General features: G+C 39.6%; 19 protein-coding genes and 1 pseudogene. 7 read left to right on the top strand and 13 right to left on the bottom strand.

What is annotated here, in order from left to right:
- Positions 1-44 precede the first annotated feature (44 nt).
- The 3 genes from I6F65_RS09490 to I6F65_RS09480 all read right to left on the bottom strand — a co-directional run bounded on the left by I6F65_RS09490 (position 45) and on the right by I6F65_RS09480 (position 2,964).
- A complete protein-coding gene (locus I6F65_RS09490) occupies positions 45-794 on the bottom strand; it encodes a DUF6515 family protein (protein WP_166111621.1) in 750 nt (249 codons plus the stop codon).
- Positions 795-1,173: 379 nt separating this feature from the next.
- Positions 1,174-1,431 carry a hypothetical protein gene (locus I6F65_RS09485; RefSeq protein WP_166111618.1) on the bottom strand — a complete coding sequence of 86 codons (258 nt, stop codon included), beginning with the start codon at positions 1,429-1,431 and terminating at the stop codon, positions 1,174-1,176.
- A gap of 393 nt (positions 1,432-1,824) precedes the next feature.
- The gene (locus tag I6F65_RS09480; protein ID WP_197112612.1) at positions 1,825-2,964 is read right to left on the bottom strand and encodes an alkene reductase; all 1,140 of its coding nucleotides are present in this window, start codon (positions 2,962-2,964) and stop codon (positions 1,825-1,827) included.
- A 131-nt stretch (positions 2,965-3,095) separates the two neighbouring features.
- On the opposite strand from I6F65_RS09480, the gene I6F65_RS09475 reads away from it, so the two are divergent.
- Positions 3,096-4,013 carry a LysR family transcriptional regulator gene (locus tag I6F65_RS09475; RefSeq protein ID WP_197112610.1) on the top strand — a complete coding sequence of 306 codons (918 nt, stop codon included), beginning with the start codon at positions 3,096-3,098 and terminating at the stop codon, positions 4,011-4,013.
- Here I6F65_RS09475 and I6F65_RS09470 read toward each other — a convergent pair.
- From I6F65_RS09470 to I6F65_RS09460, 3 genes are read right to left on the bottom strand one after another with little or no spacing between them, the layout of a single operon-like run.
- The gene (locus I6F65_RS09470) at positions 4,008-5,078 is read right to left on the bottom strand and encodes a cytochrome-c peroxidase (RefSeq protein ID WP_197112608.1); all 1,071 of its coding nucleotides are present in this window, start codon (positions 5,076-5,078) and stop codon (positions 4,008-4,010) included. The genes I6F65_RS09475 and I6F65_RS09470 overlap by 6 nt on opposite strands.
- Positions 5,071-7,749, bottom strand: coding sequence for a TonB-dependent receptor plug domain-containing protein (locus tag I6F65_RS09465; protein ID WP_197112606.1), 2,679 nt, complete (start codon positions 7,747-7,749; stop codon positions 5,071-5,073). Before I6F65_RS09465 ends, I6F65_RS09470 begins: the two co-directional genes overlap by 8 nt.
- 13 nt (positions 7,750-7,762) lie before the next feature.
- The gene (locus I6F65_RS09460) at positions 7,763-10,507 is read right to left on the bottom strand and encodes an Ig-like domain-containing protein (protein WP_197112604.1); all 2,745 of its coding nucleotides are present in this window, start codon (positions 10,505-10,507) and stop codon (positions 7,763-7,765) included.
- 406 nt (positions 10,508-10,913) lie between these two features.
- On the opposite strand from I6F65_RS09460, the gene I6F65_RS09455 reads away from it, so the two are divergent.
- Genes I6F65_RS09455 through I6F65_RS09435 form a run of 5 tightly spaced genes read left to right on the top strand, consistent with a single transcriptional unit; the run spans position 10,914 to position 18,577 of the window.
- Positions 10,914-12,275 carry a TolC family protein gene (locus I6F65_RS09455; RefSeq protein ID WP_197112602.1) on the top strand — a complete coding sequence of 454 codons (1,362 nt, stop codon included), beginning with the start codon at positions 10,914-10,916 and terminating at the stop codon, positions 12,273-12,275.
- The gene (locus tag I6F65_RS09450; protein ID WP_166111603.1) at positions 12,272-13,417 is read left to right on the top strand and encodes an efflux RND transporter periplasmic adaptor subunit; all 1,146 of its coding nucleotides are present in this window, start codon (positions 12,272-12,274) and stop codon (positions 13,415-13,417) included. The genes I6F65_RS09455 and I6F65_RS09450 overlap by 4 nt, the downstream gene beginning before the upstream one ends.
- A complete protein-coding gene (locus tag I6F65_RS09445; RefSeq protein WP_197112601.1) occupies positions 13,417-16,605 on the top strand; it encodes an efflux RND transporter permease subunit in 3,189 nt (1,062 codons plus the stop codon). The genes I6F65_RS09450 and I6F65_RS09445 overlap by 1 nt, the downstream gene beginning before the upstream one ends.
- Positions 16,605-17,288: a response regulator transcription factor gene (locus I6F65_RS09440; protein ID WP_169045092.1), complete on the top strand. Its 684-nt coding sequence runs from the start codon at positions 16,605-16,607 to the stop codon at positions 17,286-17,288. Before I6F65_RS09445 ends, I6F65_RS09440 begins: the two co-directional genes overlap by 1 nt.
- The gene (locus I6F65_RS09435; RefSeq protein WP_197112600.1) at positions 17,285-18,577 is read left to right on the top strand and encodes a HAMP domain-containing sensor histidine kinase; all 1,293 of its coding nucleotides are present in this window, start codon (positions 17,285-17,287) and stop codon (positions 18,575-18,577) included. Before I6F65_RS09440 ends, I6F65_RS09435 begins: the two co-directional genes overlap by 4 nt.
- Before the next feature lie 155 nt (positions 18,578-18,732).
- Here I6F65_RS09435 and I6F65_RS09430 read toward each other — a convergent pair whose 3' ends face one another.
- From I6F65_RS09430 to I6F65_RS09420, 3 genes are all read right to left on the bottom strand, one after another.
- Positions 18,733-18,966, bottom strand: coding sequence for a hypothetical protein (locus I6F65_RS09430; protein ID WP_197112599.1), 234 nt, complete (start codon positions 18,964-18,966; stop codon positions 18,733-18,735).
- Between the two features lie 481 nt (positions 18,967-19,447).
- A complete protein-coding gene (locus I6F65_RS09425; protein ID WP_197112598.1) occupies positions 19,448-20,305 on the bottom strand; it encodes an MBL fold metallo-hydrolase in 858 nt (285 codons plus the stop codon).
- A gap of 201 nt (positions 20,306-20,506) precedes the next feature.
- The gene (locus I6F65_RS09420; protein WP_197112597.1) at positions 20,507-22,390 is read right to left on the bottom strand and encodes a propionyl-CoA synthetase; all 1,884 of its coding nucleotides are present in this window, start codon (positions 22,388-22,390) and stop codon (positions 20,507-20,509) included.
- 186 nt (positions 22,391-22,576) lie between these two features.
- On the opposite strand from I6F65_RS09420, the gene I6F65_RS09415 reads away from it, so the two are divergent.
- Complete coding sequence (locus tag I6F65_RS09415) at positions 22,577-22,972, top strand: NUDIX hydrolase (RefSeq protein ID WP_166111582.1); 396 nt, start codon at positions 22,577-22,579, stop codon at positions 22,970-22,972.
- Positions 22,973-22,981: 9 nt separating this feature from the next.
- Here I6F65_RS09415 and I6F65_RS09410 read toward each other — a convergent pair whose 3' ends face one another.
- The 4 genes and pseudogenes from I6F65_RS09410 to I6F65_RS09395 form a co-directional block, all read right to left on the bottom strand.
- Complete coding sequence (locus I6F65_RS09410; protein ID WP_197112596.1) at positions 22,982-24,079, bottom strand: polysaccharide lyase family 7 protein; 1,098 nt, start codon at positions 24,077-24,079, stop codon at positions 22,982-22,984.
- A gap of 314 nt (positions 24,080-24,393) precedes the next feature.
- Positions 24,394-24,777 (bottom strand): hypothetical protein, encoded by a 384-nt coding sequence (locus I6F65_RS09405; protein ID WP_024611953.1) that lies wholly within the window; start codon positions 24,775-24,777, stop codon positions 24,394-24,396.
- Positions 24,774-25,079 carry a hypothetical protein gene (locus I6F65_RS09400; protein WP_033024453.1) on the bottom strand — a complete coding sequence of 102 codons (306 nt, stop codon included), beginning with the start codon at positions 25,077-25,079 and terminating at the stop codon, positions 24,774-24,776. Before I6F65_RS09400 ends, I6F65_RS09405 begins: the two co-directional genes overlap by 4 nt.
- Before the next feature lie 181 nt (positions 25,080-25,260).
- Positions 25,261-25,371, bottom strand: a pseudogene (locus tag I6F65_RS09395) (IS5/IS1182 family transposase); the annotation flags it as partial.

The raw sequence follows: 25,371 nt of genomic DNA, 5'->3' as shown, positions 1-25,371 counted from the left end.
AGCTATTAATAGCTGAGCCTTTTTATTTAAGACGAATAAGACGATTAACCAAGGCTTATTGCGAGGTATTTTATTTCATCGCCACTTATTTGCGGTAAAAAGTAAATATCGTTGTATTTAAAATATTGCTTAGAGTTAATGGTTACAGCCTCTGCCGATGAGGGCAGTGAGTCATAGGTTTCACCTAAACTATAATCATTAGCATTGCCTATTTTGATTGCTTTATTTAATTGTATATTTGGTGTGTCTACAACGGTGTAGCCATCGTTATCAGCAACGTAATACACGTTTTGATATGTATAATATGTAGTGTTGTGATGCCTTACACGTGAGTAATGCTTAGGTAGGGATCTTATACGCAACCCTCTTGGCGGTATTACTGAGCGGTAACCACTTTTAGCTTTACGATAATAAATTCCATCGTTAAAAGTAAAAGAAATACCATTAAATCTGATAGATGCACTATTACGCGGTAAGTGATTTATTAATCTACCTGGTCTGTAAGTAACAACTTTATGGTGATTACTTTTAACGTAAGCACGTTTACGATTTTCATATTTACGTTGCTCGCGTTTATCTTGCTTATACTCAATGCGTTTTTTCTTTTCGTGCCTGCGTTCATCACGCTTATATTCAACACGTTTTTCGTGCTTGCGTTCGTCACGTTTATGTTCAATACGTTTATCGTGATCGCGTTTATAGCTCTTGCTGTTTTCCTCGCTCGGCGCCCCAAGCGCCGAACCCGACACAGTGCCTATAACAAGCAGTGCGGGTAGTAAAAAAGTAAGTTTCATAGTATGCCTCGTTTATGTTGTTACATAACTAAGTTCAATACTAACGCCTTAAACTGAATGGTAACTGATATGTGCTAGTTTCAGAGACAGACCTTACAGCTTTTTACATTTTACTGACAGTTATTGACATACTTAGTTGTTTTTGACGATTTTACAAAGGATTCTGTTCTTTATAAGGGGGTTTATTACGAGAGGTATTTTAATAATATTGCTATTAAATTATATGCTTGGATTATTTTGTTGCGCTTAGAAAACGTTATTCCTGTGCATTTTAAGATGGGGTAATACCAATAAAATAGAGTTTAAGTGGTGTAAAAAGCTAAGTTTGCGGCACGTTGTTTATTGCCGCAAACATGACTTTATATTTTAAAGTACGCATCTATCTTTTAATAAATTTAAGGCTTGGGTGATACGTTATGGTATTCACTTTAACAAATGCTGTGTTATTAACGTTTCTTTTAACAACTTTAACTGGAACATATTTGATTACCTTAGTTTGGTTAATTTTTTTCAGTTCTCGTTTTAGTTGAACCTTTTTATATTCTTGCTTTGTATATCTATCATGTGATGCTGCAAATGCAGAACTAGATAAAGTGCCAATAACTAATAGTGCAGGTAGTATAAATGTAAGTTTCATAATATTGCCTCGTTTGTGGTTAACATGGCTAGTATTGACGTTTGAAACTGAATGCCAACTGCATGTAAGAGCAATGCAGGGAGGCTTTACACCCTTTTACTTATCTTTACTATTCTTGACGCTAATACCAATCCGCAGTAATACTTAATCAATTTGAGAGATTAAATCTAACGTTAACTCTATTAAAAAATGACTGCTATACGACTGCATAAATGCAGAAGGTAGAGCAAAGTAGAGTAAAGTAGAGCAATTGCCGAGAACAACTAATAACAAATTCAGCAGTGTTATCAACACCGTTTTCTTACCTCAAAACAGGTAGCTTAATTAAGCTACTTGGTATAAAACCGTATTGGTTCTATACCATTTCCAGATATTGTTTAGAGTTTAGGTTGGCTACTTTTGATAAAACGGGTAATCGCTATAACCCACTTCGGTGCCGCCATACATAGTCGCTGCATCGGCTTCGTTAAACGTCCAATTATTCGCTATACGCTCTGGTAAATCAGGATTAGCTATAAATGGGCGACCAAATGCAAATAAGTCACCGTAACCTTCACCTAAAATACGAATTGCCTTTTCTACTGTATATTTACCAGCATAAATAATGCGACCAGAGAATTCAGCTCTTACCGCTTTGTAAAACTGTTCTGGTAAATCAGGGGCGTTATCCCAATCAGCTTCCGCAATTGATAGATAAGCAATACCTGCTTTTTCAAGTATTTTTACAGCTTCTACATAAGTGTGGTGAGGGTCTGATTCTACAAGCCCTAAATACACTCTTGTTTCATCTGTACTTGCAAACAAAGGAGCAAAACGTACACCTAAACGATCGGCACCCACTACGCCACTCACAGCATCCACTATCTCTTTTAAAAAGCGCAGGCGATTAGTAAGTGTTCCACCGTATTGATCGTCACGATTATTAGTGTGCTCAGAAATAAACTGATTAACTAAATAGCCGTTAGCACAATGAAGCTCCACACCATCAAAGCCTGCTTCTAAAGCATTGCGTGCAGCTTGAGCATACATATTTACTAGTTCACCAACCTCAGCAGTGCCTAGGGCTCGGGGTTCACTTGGGTTAGCAAGCGCGCCCTCAGTAGGTGCGGTTTCAATAAATACTTTTACATTGTCAGCAACAATATCTGAAGGACCAACCGGTTTATCTGCATTTGGTTGTAACGACGTGTGCGATACACGGCCTACATGCCAAAGCTGAGCAAAAATAACACCGCCTTTAGCGTGTACGGCTTTTGTTACTTTTTTCCAGCCTTCAATTTGTGCTTGCGAGTGAATACCTGGGGTCCAAGCGTAGCCTTGACCTCGAGGTTCTATTTGCGTGCCTTCGGTAACTATAAAGCCAGCCGACGTGCGCTGCGCATAATATTCAGCCATTAATTCATTAGGGATATTACCCGGCTGAGTGCTGCGAGAGCGTGTTAGTGGTGGCATTACAATACGGTTTTTAAGCGTGAAAGGACCAAGTTCTACAGATGAAAATAACGTGCTGGTATCTGAAATAGGGTGATTCATTAAAACTCTCTCTTAAAGCAAACTTAGTGGCTTATTACCTCGTATTTAACGAGGTGAAATATTGTGATGGGCTTAATCAGCAATTTGCTGCTTAAGCAATGTTGGTAAGGGTAGAGTTTTAAAGATACAATTTGAAACAACAGTTTTTTGTTTTAGATACAATTATGAATGGTATTAATAGGCTCGATATTAAACAGCTCAGAGTGCTTAACGCATTACTTGATTTAAAAAACCTTTCGCAAGTGGCTCGTAAAATGGGTTTAACTCAGCAAGCAATTAGTGAGCAGTTACGAAAACTGCGCGATTTATTTGATGATCGTTTATTTATACGCCAAGGTAATAGTATGGTGCCGACCCCTAAAGCCCTCGCTATGCAGCAACCTATTATTCATATATTAAAACAACTAGAAACCTTGCTAGAGCCAGAGTTATTTACACCACAAAGCTACAAAGGGGTATTTACTATTAGTGCGACCGATTATGCAACGCAGGCGTTATTGCCTCAGCTCTTTAATATAACCCGCCGCGAAGCGCCGGGTTTAAAGCTGATTGTGCGCGACTTTGCGTCTGACAACGTTAATCAACTTATAACGGCAGGCGAGCTTGATTTGCTGATAAGCTTTCCTGAGTTTATTCCTGACAACTTGGCATATGTCACTTTGCTAGAAGAGCAGCACTTGTGTATTACAGGTTTTAAAAATGAGTTTAAAAATGAGCCCTTAACACTCTCGCAAATTGCAGCGCACCCGCAGCTGGTGGTGTCGCCTTCGCGCGCTAATTTACGCGGATCACATGATCAATGGTTTGCAAATAAGGGTTTAAAGCGAAATATTGTTATGTCGGTACCGAGCTTTTCAGCAGTGCCCGACATTTTACATACAACCGATATGTTGGCGTTTTACCCATCAAGATTATTACCAAACAGCAAAGTTAAACAGCTTAAAACGCAGGCGCTACCACCTACATTTAAAGTAATAGCCGCATGGCATCCTCGTACTAATAACAGTCCAATTCATAAATGGTTGATAGAACAACTGCAAAACTTATAAAATTCTTAGAAATGCAACGAGATCTAAACGCTCTTGCTTAGTTAATTTTAATGGCTTTAGTAGTTTCGTTGTTTTAGGGAAATGTGGATCGTTCAACTGGGTTTTTCTGGGCTTAGGTCTTGCTCCACCATGGTTGTACATGTTTACTATACCCAGTAGATCATCAAAAAGCCCATTGTGCATCCAAGGAAATGTTTGTGTTAAACCTAGTAATGATGGGGTTCTAAATAACCCTATATCACTTGGGTTATTTGTAATATTAAAGCGTCCTTTATCTTCAAAGTGGCGACCGTAGTAATGAAGCCCTGTGCCATGAAATTGGTTGTCACTTAATAGCGCGCCATTATGGCAAGTCATACATTTTGCTTTGGTTCTAAATAAATGTAACCCGTTTAATTCACTATCTGATAAGTGTCTAATCGCTTTTTTTGGATTACTCTGAACCTCATTAATAAATGATTTAAAACGAGTATTAGGTGCAATGAGTGTTCGCTCAAAAGCTACGAGGGCTTCTGCCATTTGTGCCATGGAGAGCGTATTTGAATTAAAAGCACTTTTATTAAATGCCGTATAGCTTTTATCTTTATTGACTCGCATTAAAGCTTTTTGTGGATCTAAGTCCATTTCAATTGGGTTGCTAATGGGCATAAGTGCTTGTTGCTCAGCTGTTTTAGCGCGACCATCCCAAAAAAAACTTTGCCACTGATCTATACCAAAAATTGCAGGGGTATTGCGGGTGCCCACTTGATCATTTATACCGATTGCAGTGGCACGACCATCATGAAAACCCTTATCTCGTTCATGACAACTTGCGCAGCTTACGGTTTTATCGCGTGAAAGCTGTGTATCATGAAAAAGCTTATTGCCAAGTGCAACGTGCTCTGCCCGTGGAGTGGCTATTGGCAATAGCGAAAGAGGCTCAACTATACGCTCATCACTGGTTTGAATGGCAGGCCAATTTACTTGGCTCTTACTATACAAACCACGTAGCTCTGTGTTGCTGTATTGTTGAGCGTGCATACTAAGGGGGAGTAATAATGTTATTAAACCAAGTAGCTTAATCATATTTATAAGTTACTCCAAGCCAAAACATTCGACCAGGTTCAATGCCAGCGGCTCCTTCGTTTACATTGTAAGTACGGGCGTTTAAAAGGTTAGATACATCAGCGCGTATTTCTACGTTGTGTTTTTCACTAATTTTAGGATTATATCGTAAGCTTAAGCCGACCATAGTGCGGGCACGAATAACACGTTGCTCATAAACATCAACCAAAGTAGATGTAATAGGGCAACTAATACAGCTCTTGTCTAGCTCAACGCTTTCACTCGCGCCTGTGCTAACAGCTGTATCAAAGCTACCACTATAGGTAATGTTTAAGCCTGTACTAAGTGAATCAAGCCAGTCAACATTCCAACCCATAGCGCCGGTTACGGGAGTTCCAAAATTGGTGCGAATTTGAGATAACTGGTTAAGTGTAACAAGTTCACCTTCTTCTTTAGCATTAACGTAATAAACTAGCTCATCAAGAGGGGTGTTATTTGCGGTTGCATTGTAGCTGTCGTTTGACACTTTATTTTGCGCATATGAAGCATTTGCCCAGAATGAATGTGCTTTAAATTGTGCACTCCATGCAATCGAGTAACGCTCAGAGCTACCTGTACCGCTGTTTGTTATTTCAATATATTTGAAGCCATCTTCACTTGGCGTATCAGCAGTTGAGCGAGACAATTGTTGATGCTTTTTCCGTTTTACATACTTAAGTGAAAAGTTACCAATTTTTTCAAATGAGTGAGCTATACCAAAAGCTAACTCGTCATCAAAAGGTGTTTGCACATCGTTAAAACGATATTTAAATGCGCCAGTGTAATTAGAGGGTAACCAGCCTTGTAAGTAGCCGTTTTCGATAGGGCGGTATTCGTTATACGAAAAGTTTTGTTGCTCTTTTATTTTATAACCAATAATTCCTGAATCATAATAACGGTTTACGCCTGCGCTTATTATTGTACGTCCATCATTAAACACATCGTAACCAAGCGAAATACGCGGGGCTAAGTTATGATTTTTTAAAAAATCATCATAGTTATAGCGCATTCCTAAGTTAATATTTACATGACCAAGCGTTAAATGATCGGTGATATATAAAGCGCCACGGTTAAGTCCTACATTTATATATTCAGCAGGTGTAACTTTACGACCATTAAAATACTGTGCAGTACTTACAATGTTATCGCTATAAGCTGCAATATGTTCAGGGTTATTAAAATCAATACTCCCTCCCAATTGCTCGGTAAGTTGCTCTATAGAAATAGCAGATTCAAGCGATTGGCAATCAAGCGTGTAACCGCTGCAATTAAGTGGTGCACTGGCGCTTGACCAAATAATAGGAGAGTCGTATGTGTAACTATTTTGAAAACGTTCACGTTTCACTTCTTGGTGTATAAGCTCTATACCAGCTTTAATATTGTGCTCTACACTCAAAAATTTAAACGTATTAAAATCGAGAGTGTTTTTCCAACTAGTGGTTAACTGTGTGTTATCGAGCGCCCCATATCCACCTTGCTTTGAGTAACGCGTATTAGATAATCCTTGGTCCGCAAATTCTCCCCATTGCTTTCCTTTTGCCTGCAACCAATTATAAAAGTGATCTGGGGACTCTCGACTGCTATCGCTTAAATTTACATTAAGGTTACTGTGCCATGTAGCAAAGCTTAAATTTTCTGTTAGCGATATTACGCCGCCTACTGCTCCACCTTCTAAGTGAAAGTTACTGTCTTTGGTATCAACAATAAAGTTATCAACTTCGTAAGGGGCGTACATTAAACTAATATCAAGCTGATCGACCCAACCATTTTTGTATCCATATTTAACTAATGCATTAATATTTCGGCGACTTTGCGTTTTTGGTTGACCCAGTGAAAAATCACTAATGTCGCTGGTAAGGTAATTAACGCTTACCATAAGTCCGTGGCGTTCATTGAGTTGTTTATTGGCGCTCAATGAGTAACTTATTTTTTTAAACTCTGGGGCTTCTAGCGCTTCATCATCAACATTTCGTTGTCCAGACTCTTCATCAGCTTTAAGAAAATGGTATTCTCCCCAGCTACTTTGATTCCCACGCACACCAAAGCTAAAGCTGTCTTTTGCAAAAGCACTTTTGGTTTTAGCATCAACAATTCCACCTGAAAAACCACCAAATTCGGCTGGAATGTTATGGTCGTACACGGTTATTGATTCAACAATATCTGAATTTACATTCATGCTTTGCACACCGCCCGACACATCATTGCTGGTAGCTGTAACTCGTGTAGCACTGGCGGGATCAATACGGTTGTTGTAGTTCATGCCATCAATCGAAAACCCTGTTTGCCAAGGTTGCGCGCCAGAAATAGATATTTCGGGTGCGCTAATTTCAGCCAAGCTTTCAATACTAAAAGCGTCGTTACTGAGTTGTACTCCAGGGAGGAGGGCAATTAACTCATTTATATCCCCATTACCTTTAGCGGTCGAGGTTATAAAGTTACGGTCGAGGTATGAGCGACCAATTACTTCAGGCACTTCAATACCTATGTACTGACCTTTTACTTCTATGTGTTCTAAGGCTTCACAACGTTTTTTTTCTTCATTTTGTAAAGTACTGCATATGGGTTTTGACTGGTCGGTCTGCTCTTGCTCGTTCGCTGCATAAGCGTTTTGGGTAAGCAAAAGCAGACACGCTAAGGTGCTAGGTGTCTGCATTTAAATCTCTTAATTAATTACCAAGTGGAGTACTGTCTTCGCTATCAATAATGCCGTCATTGTCGGCATCTTGATCGGCTATTAAACCTGAGGCTGTTATGTCGTCTTCGCTTACATTTGGTAGGAAAAAGTTAGGAAGTCCGTCGTGATCGGTATCTACACTGGCAACTGCTTTTTCTCTAAAGTCATCACGGGCAGCTATTAAACTTGCCATTTCAGTATAAAGGTTGAGTTTATCTGCTGAGCCATTTACGCTATTTTCAATTAACGAAATTGCTTTAGCATTATCACCAAGAAGCACATGAGCAGAAACTAAGTCCATCATATTACTTTGTAATGCGGTGTCTGAAAGCGCAGTAATGCGTTCCTCTAAAGTATTAATTAACGTAGACGTTGGTGCTTTAAATCCTTGGTATTTAGCTTCATAGTCATTAATGTTTTGAGCATTAGCCCCCATAGATGACAACGCACTGTAAATAGTGAAATACCCAGTTTTAGGCGCTTCAATATCTAAAATATACTCTTTTAAAAGCTCAACTAGATCGATTAATTGGTTGCTATCAAACTCTGAAATTAAAGGCGTAATTTCTTCAACCGATAAAGTAAATGTGTCTAATGCTTGTGTTGAATAACCCGCATCAATCATAAAACCAAGTGTTTCTAAGCGGTTCTCAAAGCGATCTTCAGGGGTTTCTAGTTCTGATATATGGTTAAGTAATTGCGTATATATAGCTGGGATACCATCTGTTGAGCCAGATCGAGTTAGCGTCATTATTACATTGCTATGAACTGAAATTTGGCTGCTAGATGAGAGTGTTTGTAGCTCACCGCTTTGTAGTTTTTCGAGCATAGTAATGCACTTTTCAGCTTGAACTTTTTCATCCATACCAACGCGACCGCTTATTTCAACAAAAGCAGAGCAGCCTCTAAAACCAGTAAGATACGTTGCATAACTCTCGGCTTGTATGTACTCATCTGAAATAAGTAAGTCACCGGCATAATTCATTACTTGTTGAGCTAAATCATTTCGATTAAATTGGCTCAAAATAAGTGCAGTACCAGGTAAGTTTGTAGTATCGGTTAACCCCTGAAATAGCACGTTATATTCATCTTTATCTTTAAAAGGTTGAGCAACTTCATCGAGTACTGTTGTTGCATCTTCGCCTGCTAATAAACGGTGCGCCACAATAAATGAAACCATTGAGCGTTGTGCAAATGATTGCTCCCACTCAGATGTAATTAGTTCATATGCAGGGTTTTGAGTTGTGTCGTACAGCGCCTCGATAAGTGTAGCCAAATTACTTAGTGCATACGGGTAGTAGCTAAGAGTTGCTTGTGAATAAGGTGAGGCAGCATAATTATAATTACTATCGAAATTAGTAATACCATAAAGAGCGAGTGCTTTATTAGTATATTCACGTGCAAGTTCTAACTGATTAGTTTGTAATAAAAACTCTGCCGACCATGCTAAATATAGTATACGAGAGCGGTGAGTTGGCTCTCCTTTATAATCACCATTTTTTGCTATTACGTAGCCTGTTTTATTACTTAATTGAGCGAACGATTTAGCGAATAACTTTGCAGTTTCTAAGTTTTCAGCAGTGGGTGTCGCTGCATATGATTCAAGAGTTGAGCTTGCAGCACTTGAAAATGCAGTAATAAAGTACCCAAATGTAGTTGTAAACTCATCCTGTGCTGCGTTTAATGCATAGCCTTCAATTTGTTCAATTAAGCTAGTTGCTTGCGACAGTTGTAATGCATCTAAATAGTCTCGTGTAATAGTTAACAACCAAGATGCATCATTTCTGTCTATATTATCCAATCCTTTTTCAGCAAGGTATTGGTTATAAGATGTTAAAGCTAGCTCTCTATATTCTATAGCTTGCTCAGAGCGATTAATCGTATCCAGTGCACTGGCTACTTTTAAAAGCCCATCGGCATAGGCTGTTTGTTCATTAATCAGCGCTAAATACTCTTGTGCGGTAGTTAAAAAACCAGCGCGCGCATAAGCTGCAGCTTGAGTTTGATAAATACTATAACGAGATAGTTCATCGTTAATATTTTCTGTTATTAAATCGGCTTGTTTTAAATGAGACTTATCTGAGCTGTAGTAGTAGTTACGTTTGTCTTCATTTGTTACATAAGAGGGGCTAAGTGAAATAGTCGCAGTTAATGGCTCACTTATAATGCCGTCGGTATAACTAACGGTAAATTCATCATTTTGCGTAGTGAGTGTTTGTGCCTCATAGCTAAATTCACCAGTTTCACTATTTATAGATATTACACCACTACTTGGCGGTGTAAGTAGCGTAATGCTCACTGCATCACTATCAACATCACTAGTATTTATTTTACCTACACTTGTTGTTGAGGTAGTAAATGTAACATTAGTTGTTGAAATAGTAGGTTCATCATTAATGTTTTCAATAATAAAACGTACAACAACATCAGCGCTTAAACTGCCGTCACTTGCTGAAATAGTCGTGCTATCTTCACCAAAAAAATCAGCGTGTGGTGTGTAAGTAAATTCACCGTTAGCCTCTAATGTAATAATGCCGTTACTTGGCGATTGCGCCAAAGTATAACTAAGCGGGTCGTCGTCAGTGGCTGAAACCTGTCCTGAAAAAGCGGTATCTTCGTTAAGCGTAAAACTTAAATTTGATTGGGTAAATAATGGTGCACTGTTGCCCGAGCCGCTTCCACAACCTGCTAAAGCGAGTGCGCATAAAATAGGGGTAAATTTAATAAGTCTGTTCATTATTGTTAATATTAGAAGTTAATAATGTTGCGAATGATAACGCATATCAATTGCGTTTCACAGTTCGAAGTCGGTATTTATGTTAAAAATAAGAATGTTACCTTTAACTAATCAAGGGTTTAAAAAACAAAGAGACGTTAAAGTAGAAAGGTGTATAGCTAATGTAAATATTTTAAGTTCAGCTAAAAAGTACTCATATACTTAACTAATGAAAGCTTTTCTCATTATTAAATGTAGGAGCTGAACAAAATTACCACCTATAAAATAGCTTAAAATATGAGTTTGCATCGACTTAGTATTTTTAATAAATTTATTAATCAAAATTAAATAGGTTAATGCCATTTAACCTCTCCTTAACCCTCGACCGAATAAGCTATGTGCAATGGTATGAATTAGGCATAGTTAAATGGTTTATTTTAAAAAGCACTCAACCGGTTTGTTACTTGCACTTAGTTGCACGCTTGCTGCATGCAGTAGTCAGCCAAGCTATCAAGGTAATAGTACTGAGCAGTCGCTAAAGCAACATGCAAACTGGCAGTACACACAAAGTAACGCACAGCAAGTAAATTACATTACCGATTTGGTGGATATTGAAGGGCTTGATTCGCTTATTGAGCAAGCTGTTACTAATAATCCATCGTTTAATCAAGTGCATGTTGCATTAAAACTAGCTTATGCGCAGCGTGATGTAACCGCTGCAAGTCAGTGGTTTAGTGTAGATGCAGGATTTGACGCGCAGCGCAGTGAGACCGAAGGCACGCAATATAGCTCATCAGTAGGTATAAGTTGGGAAGCCGATATATGGCAAAAAATTGCTGACAACGTAGCCGCGCAAGATATGACTATTGCCAGTAACCAAGCTACTTATCAAGGTGCTAAAGACACATTAGTAGCGAGTGTTATTCGTACTTATTTAAATATTATTTTGCAGCAAAATTTACTCGATATAGAGCAACAACGTTTAGTTGTTTTACAAAATAATGAGCAAAGTATTGTAGAGCGCTACCAATATGGGTTAGGTGATTTAGAAGCGCTTGATACCGCCCGTACTAGCACGGCATCTACTCGCGCAACCATTGCCGATTACGAAGAAAAAATAGCAAAAGCAAAGCGTGCTTTAATGCTAATTGTAGGCACTGATAAACTTCAAAACCTGCCAAGTACATTAACACTGCCAAGCGTTATTGAGCCATTAAGTACATTACCAGAGCAAGATTTGGCACGCCGACCTGACTTACAAAGTGCCTATTACAACATTCAGGCAAAGCATTACTTGGTTGATGTATCGTACAAAGAGCTACTACCGAGTATTTCGCTTTCGGCATCACTGAGTGATTTAGCAAGCACGCCAAGCCAAGCATTATTAACTAGCCCTGTGTGGAGTTTATTGGGTAGTTTAAGTGCCCCTTTATTTGAAGGTGGAGCACTGCGTGCGCAAGTTGATATTGCAAAATTAAATGCCGAGCAAGCGTTTTGGGAATACCAAGATACGCTACTAAGTGCGGTAAACGAAGTTGAAAATGCACTCGGGCAGGAGCAATCATTAACTGAGCAACAACTGCAAATTAGCAATGCACTTGCCAGCGCTAAAAGCAGCTTTAGTAACTATCAAAGTAAGTATCAACAAGGTTTGGTTGATATTTTAGATTTGCTAACAGTGCAACAAAAAGTATACGACCTGCAAGCTCAGCTTAGCCAAATAAACTACACCATTTTAACTAACCGCATAGATTTAGGCCTCGCTTTGGGCCTTGGAGTATCGTCATGAAAATTTCGCCAACACCGGTTGTTGTAACGCTTGTTGCTATTGTTTGTATAGGACTTGCTATTATGTATAACGGTCAAAAAATGGCTGAACAAGCAAATAGCCCACAACCTGCCGCTATTAAAGCTATTGCCCCAAATGTATCGGTAATTAATGCAGCTCCGAGCACTTATCAGGCTTATGTTAGTGGGCATGGTGAAGCTAAAGCGCATTGGTCACTTAGCTTAAAAGCGCAAGTTAAAGGCGAAGTAACCAGTATGAGCGAGCAATTTGCGACCGGTAACTTAATAACTAAAGGGCCAGTGCTTGCAAAAATTGATGACACCGAATACTTACAGGCCCTAGCTAGCGCAAAAGCAACATTGGCTGATGCAAAACTAGCACTGCAAGAAGAACAAGATTTAGGTGAGCAGGCAAAACGTGAATGGGATCGCTCAGGCGTTACGCAAGCACCAAGCTCGCCGCTTGTATTTAGAACGCTGCAATTAGAAGCCGCGCAAGCTACGCTCGATAAAGCACAATATGCACTTAAAACCGCACTGCGTGATGTAAATAACACCCAGTTAAGTGCACCATTTGACGCTGTTATTTTATCGCGCGATATAGATTTAGGTACTTATGTAGGTATTGGCGATACGCTTGCCACGCTAAACAGTACCGACAAAATAGAAATAACCGTGCCGCTTTCATTAAGCCAGTGGCAAAACCTAGCAAATAATAAATCAGGCGAGGTTATTTTAACTGATGTAACCACCAATACTAAATGGAATGGTTACATTGCACGTTTTGAGCAACACCTTGATGACAGTTCGCGTCAACGCAGTGTAATTGTTGCCTTAGATAAACCGTTTGAGCAAGCAACGCCGTTACTGCCTGGCACATTTTTAGCGGTAGAAATTGCCGGTAAGCAGTTAAGTAACGTAATAAAACTACCTGCTTCTGCGGTATCTCAAGATGGTTCAATTTGGTACGTAAATGATCAAAACAACTTAGTAAGCATACAAGCCAATAAAGTATTTGAGCGTGGTGATTACGTATATATTTCGCCAGTTGCAGAGCAAAGTGCTTTAAAAGTAGTAACGCGCCCATTAGTAAGTTACCTAAGCGATATGAAAGTAAATCCAATTGTTGAGGAGATACAATAATGAGCCCTTATCAAGCACCTCAATCACCCAGTAATAATAACCCGCTGCACGGTATTATTAACTGGTTTGCAAATAACTCTGTTGCCGCTAACTTATTGTTAGTTAGTGTGATTGTAATGGGGGTTATGTCGCTTTCGACTTTACGTAAAGAGGCATTTCCGAGTTTAGAGCCGGATATTATTTCGGTGTCGGTGGTTTACGACAGTGGCGATGCATTGCAAGCCGAAGAAGGAATAGCGTTAAAAATTGAAGAAGCGCTCGAAACCGTATCAGGTATTAAACGTATTACCTCTACATCCGATGCTAGCGGCAGCCATGTAAGCATTGAAAAAAGTACTGATTACTCACTCGATGAGTTACTTGTTGACGTTAAAAACCAAGTTGACGCTATTAATAACTTTCCGGCAGATGCTGAGCAACCTGTTATTGATAAAGCCCGTAGGCAAGATCATGCATTAACGCTGCAACTTTTTGGGGATGCCGATCGCCATACATTACAAAACCTGGGCGAAAAACTTAAAGCCGATTTATTAGCGCAATCAGGTATTAGCGACGTAGCGCAGTCGGGTGTGATTGACCCGATGATGTCCATAGAAATCGACGAAGGTAAACTCCAAGCCTATGGCTTAACTATTAGCGATATAAGCGAGGTCATTAATAATGAGTCATCAAGCCCGCTTTCGACTAGTTTACGCGATAGTAGTAAAATTATACGCTTAAAAGCCGCTGACCAAGCTTACTGGCAGCGCGACTTTGCCAATATTGTATTGCTAACAACCGCATCAGGCACACAAATTAAGTTAGGCGATGTAGCAACCGTTACCGACTCATTTGCCGAAGATAGCAACTCATTAAGCCGTTATAACCAACAAAATGCCGTAGGCGTTGAAATTTTAATGGGCGATAACAGCGATATAACTACCATTGTTGAGCAAGCTAATAGCGTAATAGATAAATGGCACGAAAGCGGTTTATTACCTCAAAACGTAGAGCTTGAAAGCTGGCACGACAAAAGCACCATGATCACCGATCGTTTATCGCTACTTACTAAAAATGCCGTGACCGGTATTATTATGGTGTTTGTAATACTTGCCATATTTTTAAACGTACGCGTAGCGCTGTGGGTGGCTGGTGGCTTGCCGTTTGTATTTTTTGGTACGCTTTATTTTATGACCGATGGCTACACCGCACTGACCATAAACGAAATGACCACCTTTGGCTTTATTATGGCGCTGGGTATAGTGGTAGACGATGCCGTTGTTGTAGGCGAGAGTATTTACACCACACGTAAAAAACATGGCGATACATTAAATAATACAGTTTTAGGCACCATGAAGGTTGCTGTGCCAACAATATTTGGGGTGTTAACCACGGTGGCTGCGTTTGTGGCGCTTTCGAATGTATCAGGTAACTTAGGTAAAATTTACTCTCAATTTGCTACCGTAGTAACTATTTGTTTACTGCTTTCAGTTGTTGAATCAAAACTTATTTTACCATCGCATTTAGCCCACATTAGTACTAAACGCCAAGTTAAAAAAGGCTTAGGGGGTCTGTGGTCAAAAATACAACATGGTGCTGATAGTGGCTTAAGCTGGTTTAGCAAAAACATTTACTGCAAGGTTATTGAATTTTCACTGCGCTTTAGATACGCCGTAGTGGCTGCGTTTATCGCCTTTTTTATACTGGTTATTGGCATGCCAATGACAGGCACAGTTAAAGTTGGTTTTTTCCCAAGTATTGCAGGCGACACCGTAACAGCCAATTTAGTTATGCAAAACGACGCAGCCTATGGGCAAACAAACACAAATTTACTAACGCTAGAGCAAAGTGCATTACAAGCTGAGCAAAACTTAATGACCAAGTTGAGCTCTGACAAAAGCGAAATAACCAGCCTTCAAGTTGTTAGCAGTAGCGACACCAGCGGTGAAGTAAGTGTTGAGCTATTAAACGAAGGCGCTTTTACAGCAAGCGAATTTGCTCAAGAGTGGCAGCGCGTAGCAGGTAGCCTTGAGGGCAGTAAAAAATTACAAATATTAGCCACGCGTAAAATGGTCGATAACTTTAAAGTTGAGCTTAAAGCGTGGGACGACGAAACCGTAATGGCGGCGGGCGCACTATTTAAGGAGCGCTTACAAAATACCGCAGGCGTTAACGGAATAGACGACAACTTAAACCCAGGTCAGCCACAGCTTAAATTTACCCTAAATGCACAAGGGCGTGCACTTGGAATGGATACAGCCAGTTTATCAAAGCAAGTACTGCAAGCCTTTGGTGGTGCAGTTGTACAACGCTACCAACGTAATAAAGACGAAGTTAAAGTACGTGTACGCTACCCAGAAGATGCTCGTAAAACACCTGCCGATATAATGCAGTCGCGTATTCGCCTGCCTGATGGCACCGTTGTACCGCTAGTTAACGTAGCCACAATTAGCAGTGAATATCAGCAAGATGAAATAACCCGCATTGATGGACTACGTGCAATTTATTTAAGCGCCCAAGTAGATAAAAACGTGATTGCTCCAAACGAGTTAGTTGCTAATTTAAAGCGCGACTTAATTCCAGAGTTAACACAGCAATTTCCTAATTTAAGTGTGTATTTTGCAGGAGAGGCAGAACAACAAAGCGAAACCACCAGTTCAATGAGCACTATGTTTGTAGCGGCTTTATTAGTGATTTACGTGCTGCTGGCTATTCCGCTTAAATCGTACATTCAACCTGTACTAATCATGGTGGCAATTCCGTTTGGTATTGTGGGCGCTATTTTAGGGCATTGGTGGAACGACTTAACCATTAGTATATTGTCGTTAAATGGTATTTTGGCGCTCAGTGGGGTAGTTGTAAACGACAGCCTATTACTTGTTTCGCGCTTTAACGAACTAGTAAAAGAGGAGGGCATGAGCACGCACGATGCCATAGTTGAGTCGTGTACGAGTCGTTTGCGTGCGGTATTACTTACCTCAATTACAACTTACGCAGGCTTAGTGCCGCTACTTAGCGAAACCTCAATGCAGGCACAGTTTTTAATCCCTGCTGCGGCATCACTTGGCTACGGTATTTTGTTTGCCACGGTTATTACCTTAATACTTATACCGGCATTATTGATGATTCAAACCGATGCTAAACGCGGTATTGATGCTGTGCTAAAATCGCTAGGTGCTAAAAATAAAACGCAGGAAACAGCCTCTTAATGATAAACGTACTACTGGTTGAAGACGACATAGACTTGGCAACCACCATTGTTGATTATCTCGAAATTGAGTCAATAGAGTGTGACCATGCAAGCAATGGCGTAATGGGTTTAAATTTAATAGAACGTAATCAATATCAAATGATTATATTAGATGTAAACATGCCCAAAATGGACGGTTTAACCATGTGTAAAACATTGCGTGAGCAAGGCATTGATATACCAGTATTAATGCTGACAGCGCGCGATAGCCTCGACAATAAGCTTGAGGGGTTTGCAGCCGGTAGTGACGACTATTTAGTAAAACCATTTGCCATGAAAGAGCTAGTAGCGCGGGTTCAAGTATTAGCAAAGCGTAAAAGTGGTGAGGTAAAGCGACTTACATTTGCTAACTTAACACTTAATTTAACCGCGCATACAGCAACAGTGGCAGCGCACAGTTTAAAGTTATCACCCATTACTTTTAAGTTATTAGAAGTGCTTGTACGAGAGCAGCAAAAACCGGTAACCCGACAAGTAATTATGCAAGCAATATGGGGCGACGATCAGCCAGACAGCAATAGCTTAAAAGTGCATATTCATCATTTGCGTAAACAGCTAGAGCAAGCGCATTGCCAAGCCGTACTAGAAACAATACCCAGTGTAGGGTTTGCGCTAAAATTAAAAAATGAGACACAAGCATGAAAATTAGACCCAGCCTGAGGTTGTATTTTTTTGCCACCATGGTGCTTTTAAGTTCATTAATGGCAATTGGCTTTTCGTTTTTAAGTGTTAATTATTTTATTGATGGCTTAGACCGAGGGTTAAACGGAGTTATGTTTGAGCTTTCGCAAACCACTGAGATTGAAGATGGGCAGCCAAAAAATATTGTTGGATTTAATGTGGCGAGCCGTTGGGAAGACATGCCAGAAATAATACAGCAAAAATTTGAAGTAGCGCCAAATGAAGCAGGTGTACTACAAAAAGTGAAAGATAATACCTCATTGTTTACTATGCCTGCAGACTTGTTTTTTGTTGTTTACTATCAAAACCCAAATGGCGAGGCGCGTTATATATCGCGCATTATGCTTGAAAAAGATCGCCCTAAAAGAATGGGAAGTGTAAAACCAATACACCGCATGACATTGATAGCCATTACTGGTTTTGCAGCCATTGCCTTATTTACCTTCTTTTTGTTTATGGTAATGAAAAAAATAGCTAAGCCAGTAGAGTCACTACGTGGTTGGGCTAAGTCGTTAAATCAAAAGAATTTACAAAACACGCCGCCCGACTTTACCTATAACGAACTAAATACCTTGGCAACGTTAATACGCAGTAGCTTGCTTTCTGCTCACGACAGCCTTGAGCGAGAACAGCGCTTTTTAAGTTATGCGAGCCACGAGTTACGTACACCAATTTCGGTTATTCGCAGCAACGTTGAGTTACTTAACCGTTTAAGCGAAAAAGCGCCTTTAAGCGATAAACAACACCTTACACTGCAGCGAATAGAGCGCGCCGGTTTAACCATGAGCGATTTAACCGAGACGTTATTGTGGCTTAGCAGAAATGACGACCAGCAAAGTGCACCAGAGCCCGTAAACCTAGCCGAAAAAATAACGACCTTGGGTAACGAACTCGATTATTTACTCAATTCAAAACAAGTTGATGTACTTATAAATACCGATAACCAAAATACGACTATTAATACCGAAGCCACCGCATGCCACATTGTGCTTACTAACTTAATACGTAATGCGTATCAGCATACGCAACAAGGGCAAGTGCGAATTACTCAGCAGGGTAGCCGTGTGATTATAGTAAATAGCAGCGAACAAACTGATATGCCACACACTGCTAATAACACAAACAAGCCTGCCAATATTGGCTACGGTTTAGGGTTGGAGTTAAGCGAAAAAATAATAAAACGACACGGTTGGGTATACGAAGTAAACGACATGCCTGGGCGTTATGAAGTGGTGGTCGATTTTAGTTAATACGCTTTTTTTAATACTTAGAATACTTAGATTTAAAATATAAAACCGCGCTAAGGCACTTTTAAAAAAGCTTTAGCGCGGTTTTTTATATTCAAAAATATTTAATTTAACGCTGAGAATATAGAAACTTAGTGATTTATTTAGCAAAGTATCTGTTAATGAGCCTTACAATGCCAATGATCATCGTGTTTAGTGCACGCTTGTTTTGTGGGCTTGGCTTTTACGATAATAATGTTGAGAGAGTTGTGCTCAGTTACTAAAGCAGGCGTAACTACTTTAACGACTTTTTTATGTGGTTTATGCGCACTGGGACCATGTTGATATACAGTGCAGCCGCTCATAATAAGCGCGGTCGTCATTACTAAAACTATTTTTAAAGATAAGTTCATGTTTATTAGTCCTATGTAGCTTAACACTAGGGCGTGTTGAACTTTGGTGGTTGAATTTGCAGCAGTATGTTTGGTTTTTAGGCAAGGCAGAGCCTATGTAGTGTGGTTATTCCCCGTAAATAGGTGATAACGCAGCATAAAGACCAAACATGCGCTGCCCTTTGGGTTCTTTCTAGGGACGATTAACTCTTTGTTACTCGGTTTTTACTTAGCCCACTAGGTTACAAACCTCGCGCCGCGATTTAATCGCCCCTAGATTGAACAAATTTCAATCCACAAAGATCAACACGCCCTAAGCCTAGGATAAACTTTTTTTTGTATAGTGCTGTAAGCAAACGTAAGGATATTGTAAAGGTGGTTTATATGGCTTTTGATGTCATTTAACTAATTAATAAGTACATTGGTACTGCGTTAAATACGCCAATACCAATGCTTATAATATTGAGTTTAGAGCTCAGAGCTTAGTCCGCTGAGTTCAAGCTTATAAATCGCTGCGCCAACCCATACCAGACTCTTCCATTAAACGCTCGTACACGCCTTCTATGTTAAGTGGTAACCATGCATCAAACTGTTTAAAGTCACTAAATTGGTCTAACTTTACATTTTGTTTAATTTCGTCAAGCGTATTACCGGCTAAAACGCCTGCTGTTACTTGGCTATACAAAAGCTCTAAATAACTTAAGTAACGCGCTACACCAGCCTTGCTGCCAATATCGGCATGTCCGCCTACAAAAGTATTAAAGTCGTATTTGAGTACCGCTTGAGTTGAATTAATCATGCCTTGAATATCGTAACTCCACAGCTTTTGCCACGGCATTCTGCCAATAATAATCCAATCAACTACAAACAACGTTTTTTGCTTTTCGAATAATATACTAACCGAACCACGACCATCGTTTGGACCATGATAGTTAAGTTTTACTGTGGAATCACTAAGAGTAAGCAGTAGCTCGTCATCAAAAGTAAGGCTGGGTATTACCGTTTTCATTTGTGTGTTTTTAATATCTTGCGCAGCGAGTTTATGCGCTACAAAAGTGGTGTGCGGGCTTTTAAATACCTCGGCGCCGTAAATATGATCGCTGTGATTATGGCTATAAATTACATATTTTACCGGTACGTTAAAGCGAGTTTTAATTTGCTTGTTTAACCAGGTGGCTGCTTTTTTATTAAGCGGGTCGGTAACAACTGCGCCCTCAGGAGTGATTAAAAATACGGAGCGGTGTCTGTCGTCTATAAAGCGGTGGAGGCCGTCCCCTAAGTCTTCTATTTCATAGGCTTGTGTGGCAAAGCCTATAAATAATAGGGCTGTAGTTAATAGTTTTTGTAGCAAGCGGGGCATACACCATTCCTTTTAAAATTGATTAAATTAATAACGCTATTAAAAGAAGAAAGCATAAAGCTGTAAAAAATTTCAGTTGCTAGTTAAATTAAAACTTAAACCTTAAAACTTAAACCTAAGCCTAAACTTAAGTAAAATGATCAAATATAAGGATGAAATAAAAAGCCATTATAAAAATGGCTTTAGATAGGTTGGTTGGGTTTATCTTTGTGTTAGTTGTTGGTTTATTTCTTCAAAGATACTGGCATCATCTATGGTTGAAGGTATTTGTAGCTCTTCGCCATCAACTAGTTGACGTAAATTTTTACGCAGTATTTTACCCGAGCGTGTTTTGGGCAACCTATCTACGCTAACTATATTTTTAAGGCACGCAATAGCGCCAATCTGATTACGAACACTTAAAACAAGCGCTTGTTCTACGTCGGTACTTGAGCCCATAAAATCATTTTTAAGCACGATCATTCCCATAGGGAGTTGCCCTTTTAGAGGATCGTTTACACCAAAAACAGCGCATTCAGCAACAGCAGGGTGCGCAGCTACTATTTCTTCCATTTCGCCGGTAGAAAGCCTATGTCCTGCTACATTTATAACATCGTCTGTTCTGCCCATAATAAATAGGTAGCCGTCTTCATCAATATAACCACCATCGCCAGATAAATAATAACCTTCGTATTCATTTAGGTAGCTTGCTTTAAAACGAGCGGTATCTTGCCAAATGGTTGGAAGGCAACCCGGTGGAAGGGGCAGTTTAATTACCACGGCGCCTTGCTCGTTAGCTGCGCATTCATTGCCATCCATATCCAATATTCGCACGTCAAAACCTGGAGTAGGGACGGTAGAGCTGCCAGGTTTTGTTGCTAAGTACTCAAGCCCTATAGGGTTACAAGCAATAGCCCAGCCAGTTTCGGTTTGCCACCAATGATCGAGCACTGGCAGTTTGGTTTTTTCTTTAAGCCACTCGTAAGTGGGAGGGTCTAACCGCTCGCCGGCTAAAAACAAACGTTTTAAGCTAGAGGTATCGTATTGATTAAAACCATCGGCATTTGGGTCTTCTTTTTTAATTGCTCTAAAGGCGGTGGGGGCACTAAATAATGCATTTACTTTATACTCTTCAACCACGCGCCAAAATGCACTGGCGTCGGGTGTTTTAACCGGTTTACCTTCATATAATACGGTCGCGCAGCGATACATTAGCGGTGCGTAAACTATATAAGAGTGCCCAACTACCCAGCCAATGTCAGACGCTGCCCAAAATACGTCGCCGGGCTTCATACCATAAACGGTTGCCATGCTGTATTGCATTGCCACTGCGTGACCGCCATTTTCGCGCACTACGCCTTTGGGTGTACCCGTTGTACCTGAGGTATATAAAATATAAAGCGGATCGTTACCATTTACAGGCACCGGATCTGCGATTGCAGCTGTTTGCATTGCCTGAGTCCAATCTATATCTCGTTTAGGCTTAAGACTGGCGGTTACTTGTGGGCGCTGATAAATAACGCAGTGTTCTACTTTGTGCGAAGCTAAGTCTATTGCGTTATCAATAAGTGGTTTGTATTCAATAACGCTGTTTACTTCAACACCGCATGAGGCGCTAAGTATAAGTTTGGGCTTGGCATCATCAATGCGTACAGCCAATTCGTGTGCAGCAAACCCACCAAATACCACCGAATGAATAGCACCAAGGCGAGCACACGCCAACATACCAATAACCGCTTGTGGGATCATTGGCATATAAATAACAACGCGGTCGCCTTTTGTAACACCTAACGATTGTATTACGCCTGCAAATTTAGCAACTTCTTGTTGTAGTTGTGAGTAGCTATAAGTTTGCTTTGTATTAGTGACTGGAGAGTCGTAAATCAGTGCAGTTTGCTTGCCAAATCCGGCAATAACGTGTTGGTCTAGCGCTAAAAAACTGGTGTTTAATTGCCCGTCGCTAAACCAATGATAAAGCCCGTCGTCGTCTTGTGTGTATGCTTTTGTGGGGGTTTTATACCACGGAATATTTTTACTTTGTTCGAGCCAAAATTGGGCTGGGTTTTGCTTAAAGGCATTATATTGCTGTTTATATTTGCCTGACATGTAAGGCTCCTAAAGCTAAATTTGTGTGTGAGAGACCTTACAAAATGTAGGCTTTTTTTAGCAAGCAAGCTATTCGACCTTGGTCGGTTAAAAGTTAATCAACACACTGGTTTTAAAAATACAAAATTGACAATACAAAGCGTGTGGTTCAGCATGGCGGGCAGTAAAAATAAGAGAAAATACGATATGAGTAACTTAGTAAGAGTAGGGGTTGCGGTTATCATAAAGCATCAAAACACAATTTTACTAGGTGAGCGCATTGGCGCGCATGGTGCTAATACATGGGCAACACCTGGTGGACATTTAGAGTTTGGTGAAAGTGTTGAGCAATGTGCAATACGAGAAGTGTTTGAAGAAACAGGTTTAAAGGTAAGTAAAATTACTAAGCTTGATTTTACCAATGATATTTTTACAGCTGAAAACAAACACTATATTACGCTGTATGTAAAAGCTGATTTTGAAGGCGGAGAGCCTGAGCTTAAAGAGCCTAATAAATGTTTAAAGTGGCGCTGGTGCGATATTAATAATCTACCAACGCCATTGTTTACATCACTAAAAAATTACTTATCTGAAGCTGTTTAGCCTAATAAGTTATTTTGTTGGCGGTGTCGCTGGGCTTAACTCCAGTTTACTAAAGCTTACTTGAGCGTAATCGCCATTTTGTTTATCTGTAGTCCAATCGCCAGTACCTAAACAACCTGGGTACCAAATACCTTTGGCGCTTTTAGTACTACATTGGTTATAAGCGCCGGCTTTAAAGTAATGCCAATCTGCAGCGTAACCATGTGGATGATCTTTTTCGTCCACTTTGCCATAAGCATCTACGTTATTACCTAAGTTAATAGAGTAGTTAACGTCTTCTTTCCCTTGTGCGCTAAATGTAAGGTGCATAACGTTTTTATACACATTTACCGTGTAGCTAAATTCTTCACCTAGTGCAATACCGGCACTGCCAGGCTCGTTAGGATTTTCCCATGTATTACCCCAAACTGGGTAAGTAATGTCTGTACGATCAGGATTGGTTTTAGGTAAATTACGTTCGTAGTTCCAAAAAACTGAGCCTGTTTTGTGCCCTGGCCATTTTTTGTAATATATTTTAAGTGGCTCATTACCCCAACCAAATCCAAGTTTAGTATCAATAAGTGCCTGATCTTTACCTGCGTGAATTTGCCCTACAACAACCGAGTAAGCGGCTTTTTTATCAGGGTCGGTAGCGCGTAGCGCAACATGATCTACTTTTAACGTTGCCTCCATTTTTCCACCAACAGAACCAAATCGGTCAGATAGCGGGTGAACAGCTAAAGCAAAATTGTTTTTAGAATGTTTAGTTTTAATTTTAGTATTTGATCCACGGATCATCTGTCTAAGTTCACTACGGGTATTAGTAGAGTTAGCACTTGTAAGCGCTTTATTAGGGGAGGTAAATACCATGTAGCCTTTTTCATCAAGGTAGAAAAAATCAGGGTGTGCGTAAGTCTGAATTTCTTCTACATCTATTTCATCAATTTTACCGTCGTTGTTTAAATCTACTGGTACATTTATTTTCCAGTGTGATAAATCAAATTTACTTGCAGGTACTGGTGCATCGCTTTGCTGGTTATTGCTTTGCGTGCTTGTACAAGCGGTAAAAAGTAAAGGGGTGATAACGGCTAAAGCCGTAAGTTTAAATGTGGATGTATTTTTTATCATTATTGTCTCTGTGTGATGAAGTAAAAATTGCGCGGTACTGATATCGCTTAACTTTAATCTAACATACCAATTTAAAAATTAAAACTTACCAATTTGTGATTTTTTAGAATGCATTACTATTTACATACTTGGCTTTTGGTTAACCAATTATTTTGGTTGTTTTTATTACATATTTTTGTGGGTATTGAGCTAGGGGGCAGGAGTTTTTGTAATATAGCTTGGTATTCAACACTTACTTTTGTGTTTTTAATACTCTAATAGGTTACTAAGTAGTGCGTTTGTTTAGAGTAAAATAAAGAGTTGTAAGCTGTAACTTAATTGATTGGCTTTTTACTTCTAGGTGCGCCAAGGGTGATACAAATATGGCAAATACATACCGATAAAAATGCACTTATTCCAAGTGCGCCACCATAGCCATCAAGCCGTGGGACTAAATACTCAAAAAGTATTGAAAAAATAATAGCGGAGTTAGTCACTGTATATATGCCAAAACGGTGTGGGGCGCTCATACCTATAAAGGTACCGCCAAAAAATATAATGCTGTAAAGATCTGGATTTAAATTTAGCGCGCTAAAAATTAAGTAAGCAATTATAGACAGCGAAGCAGAAGCTCTTATGGCGTCAAAGCGATTATGCTTTGCTAAAAAAAAGGTTAAGAATGCGCCAAGCAGTGTTAAAAGAGGATACTCAAGGCTCATAGTACAATTCCTTTAGCTAAAACAAATATAGCAACGCTTGCAAAGGCAACGCTGCCAAGTTTTCCACCAAAACCAGTAAACATATTCATAGTAAGCACATACAAACTAGCGCCTATAAGCGAAATAATCGCAATTTCCCAATAACTGGTTATTAAATTAGTAGAGCACATACCAGCAAAACTACCTGCATAAATAGCAGCATAAGGATGATTTTTAACACTTTTAGGAAACGGTATAAATGATCCGATAAGTCCTGTTAATGCTGCCGAAATAACTAACGGCACATTAAATGTTGTATGCATCACAAAGCAGGATATAAAACCCATAAAAAAAGTGATGTATTTTAAAGATAAGAATTTAATCATAGTGCGCGCATTTTAAAGTAACCCTTTTAGGTTTAAAAGCATTGCCTGCAAATATAATGGCATAAGTAATGATTAATTTTGATAAGGCTAGGGGCTGTTGATCTTTGTAGTATATATATTAATCAGCCCACATTGGTAGCCACATCATAGTAAATGCTAAAGCGAGCATGGAATGATAATTCCGTTCAAGCTTTTCATACCTTGTAGCTATCCCTCTATATTGTTTGAT

The sequence above is a fragment of the Pseudoalteromonas sp. SWXJZ94C genome, assembly GCF_015864385.1.
Lineage (GTDB): Bacteria > Pseudomonadota > Gammaproteobacteria > Enterobacterales > Alteromonadaceae > Pseudoalteromonas.
Note: the sequence above shows the minus strand (reverse complement) of the source record. Positions and strands in the feature narration are given on the sequence as shown.

Bases quoted from the DNA above. Each gene is read 5' to 3' on its own strand.
- I6F65_RS09490 (WP_166111621.1), bottom strand. From the start codon at position 794: ATGAAACTTACTTTTTTACTACCCGCACTGCTTGTTATAGGCACTGTG.
- I6F65_RS09485 (WP_166111618.1), bottom strand. From the start codon at position 1,431: ATGAAACTTACATTTATACTACCTGCACTATTAGTTATTGGCACTTTA.
- I6F65_RS09480 (WP_197112612.1), bottom strand. From the start codon at position 2,964: ATGAATCACCCTATTTCAGATACCAGCACGTTATTTTCATCTGTAGAA.
- I6F65_RS09470 (WP_197112608.1), bottom strand. From the start codon at position 5,078: ATGATTAAGCTACTTGGTTTAATAACATTATTACTCCCCCTTAGTATG.
- I6F65_RS09465 (WP_197112606.1), bottom strand. From the start codon at position 7,749: ATGCAGACACCTAGCACCTTAGCGTGTCTGCTTTTGCTTACCCAAAAC.
- I6F65_RS09460 (WP_197112604.1), bottom strand. From the start codon at position 10,507: ATGAACAGACTTATTAAATTTACCCCTATTTTATGCGCACTCGCTTTA.
- I6F65_RS09455 (WP_197112602.1), top strand. From the start codon at position 10,914: ATGGTTTATTTTAAAAAGCACTCAACCGGTTTGTTACTTGCACTTAGT.
- I6F65_RS09450 (WP_166111603.1), top strand. From the start codon at position 12,272: ATGAAAATTTCGCCAACACCGGTTGTTGTAACGCTTGTTGCTATTGTT.
- I6F65_RS09445 (WP_197112601.1), top strand. From the start codon at position 13,417: ATGAGCCCTTATCAAGCACCTCAATCACCCAGTAATAATAACCCGCTG.
- I6F65_RS09440 (WP_169045092.1), top strand. From the start codon at position 16,605: ATGATAAACGTACTACTGGTTGAAGACGACATAGACTTGGCAACCACC.
- I6F65_RS09435 (WP_197112600.1), top strand. From the start codon at position 17,285: ATGAAAATTAGACCCAGCCTGAGGTTGTATTTTTTTGCCACCATGGTG.
- I6F65_RS09430 (WP_197112599.1), bottom strand. From the start codon at position 18,966: ATGAACTTATCTTTAAAAATAGTTTTAGTAATGACGACCGCGCTTATT.
- I6F65_RS09425 (WP_197112598.1), bottom strand. From the start codon at position 20,305: ATGCCCCGCTTGCTACAAAAACTATTAACTACAGCCCTATTATTTATA.
- I6F65_RS09420 (WP_197112597.1), bottom strand. From the start codon at position 22,390: ATGTCAGGCAAATATAAACAGCAATATAATGCCTTTAAGCAAAACCCA.
- I6F65_RS09415 (WP_166111582.1), top strand. From the start codon at position 22,577: ATGAGTAACTTAGTAAGAGTAGGGGTTGCGGTTATCATAAAGCATCAA.
- I6F65_RS09410 (WP_197112596.1), bottom strand. From the start codon at position 24,079: ATGATAAAAAATACATCCACATTTAAACTTACGGCTTTAGCCGTTATC.
- I6F65_RS09405 (WP_024611953.1), bottom strand. From the start codon at position 24,777: ATGAGCCTTGAGTATCCTCTTTTAACACTGCTTGGCGCATTCTTAACC.
- I6F65_RS09400 (WP_033024453.1), bottom strand. From the start codon at position 25,079: ATGCATACAACATTTAATGTGCCGTTAGTTATTTCGGCAGCATTAACA.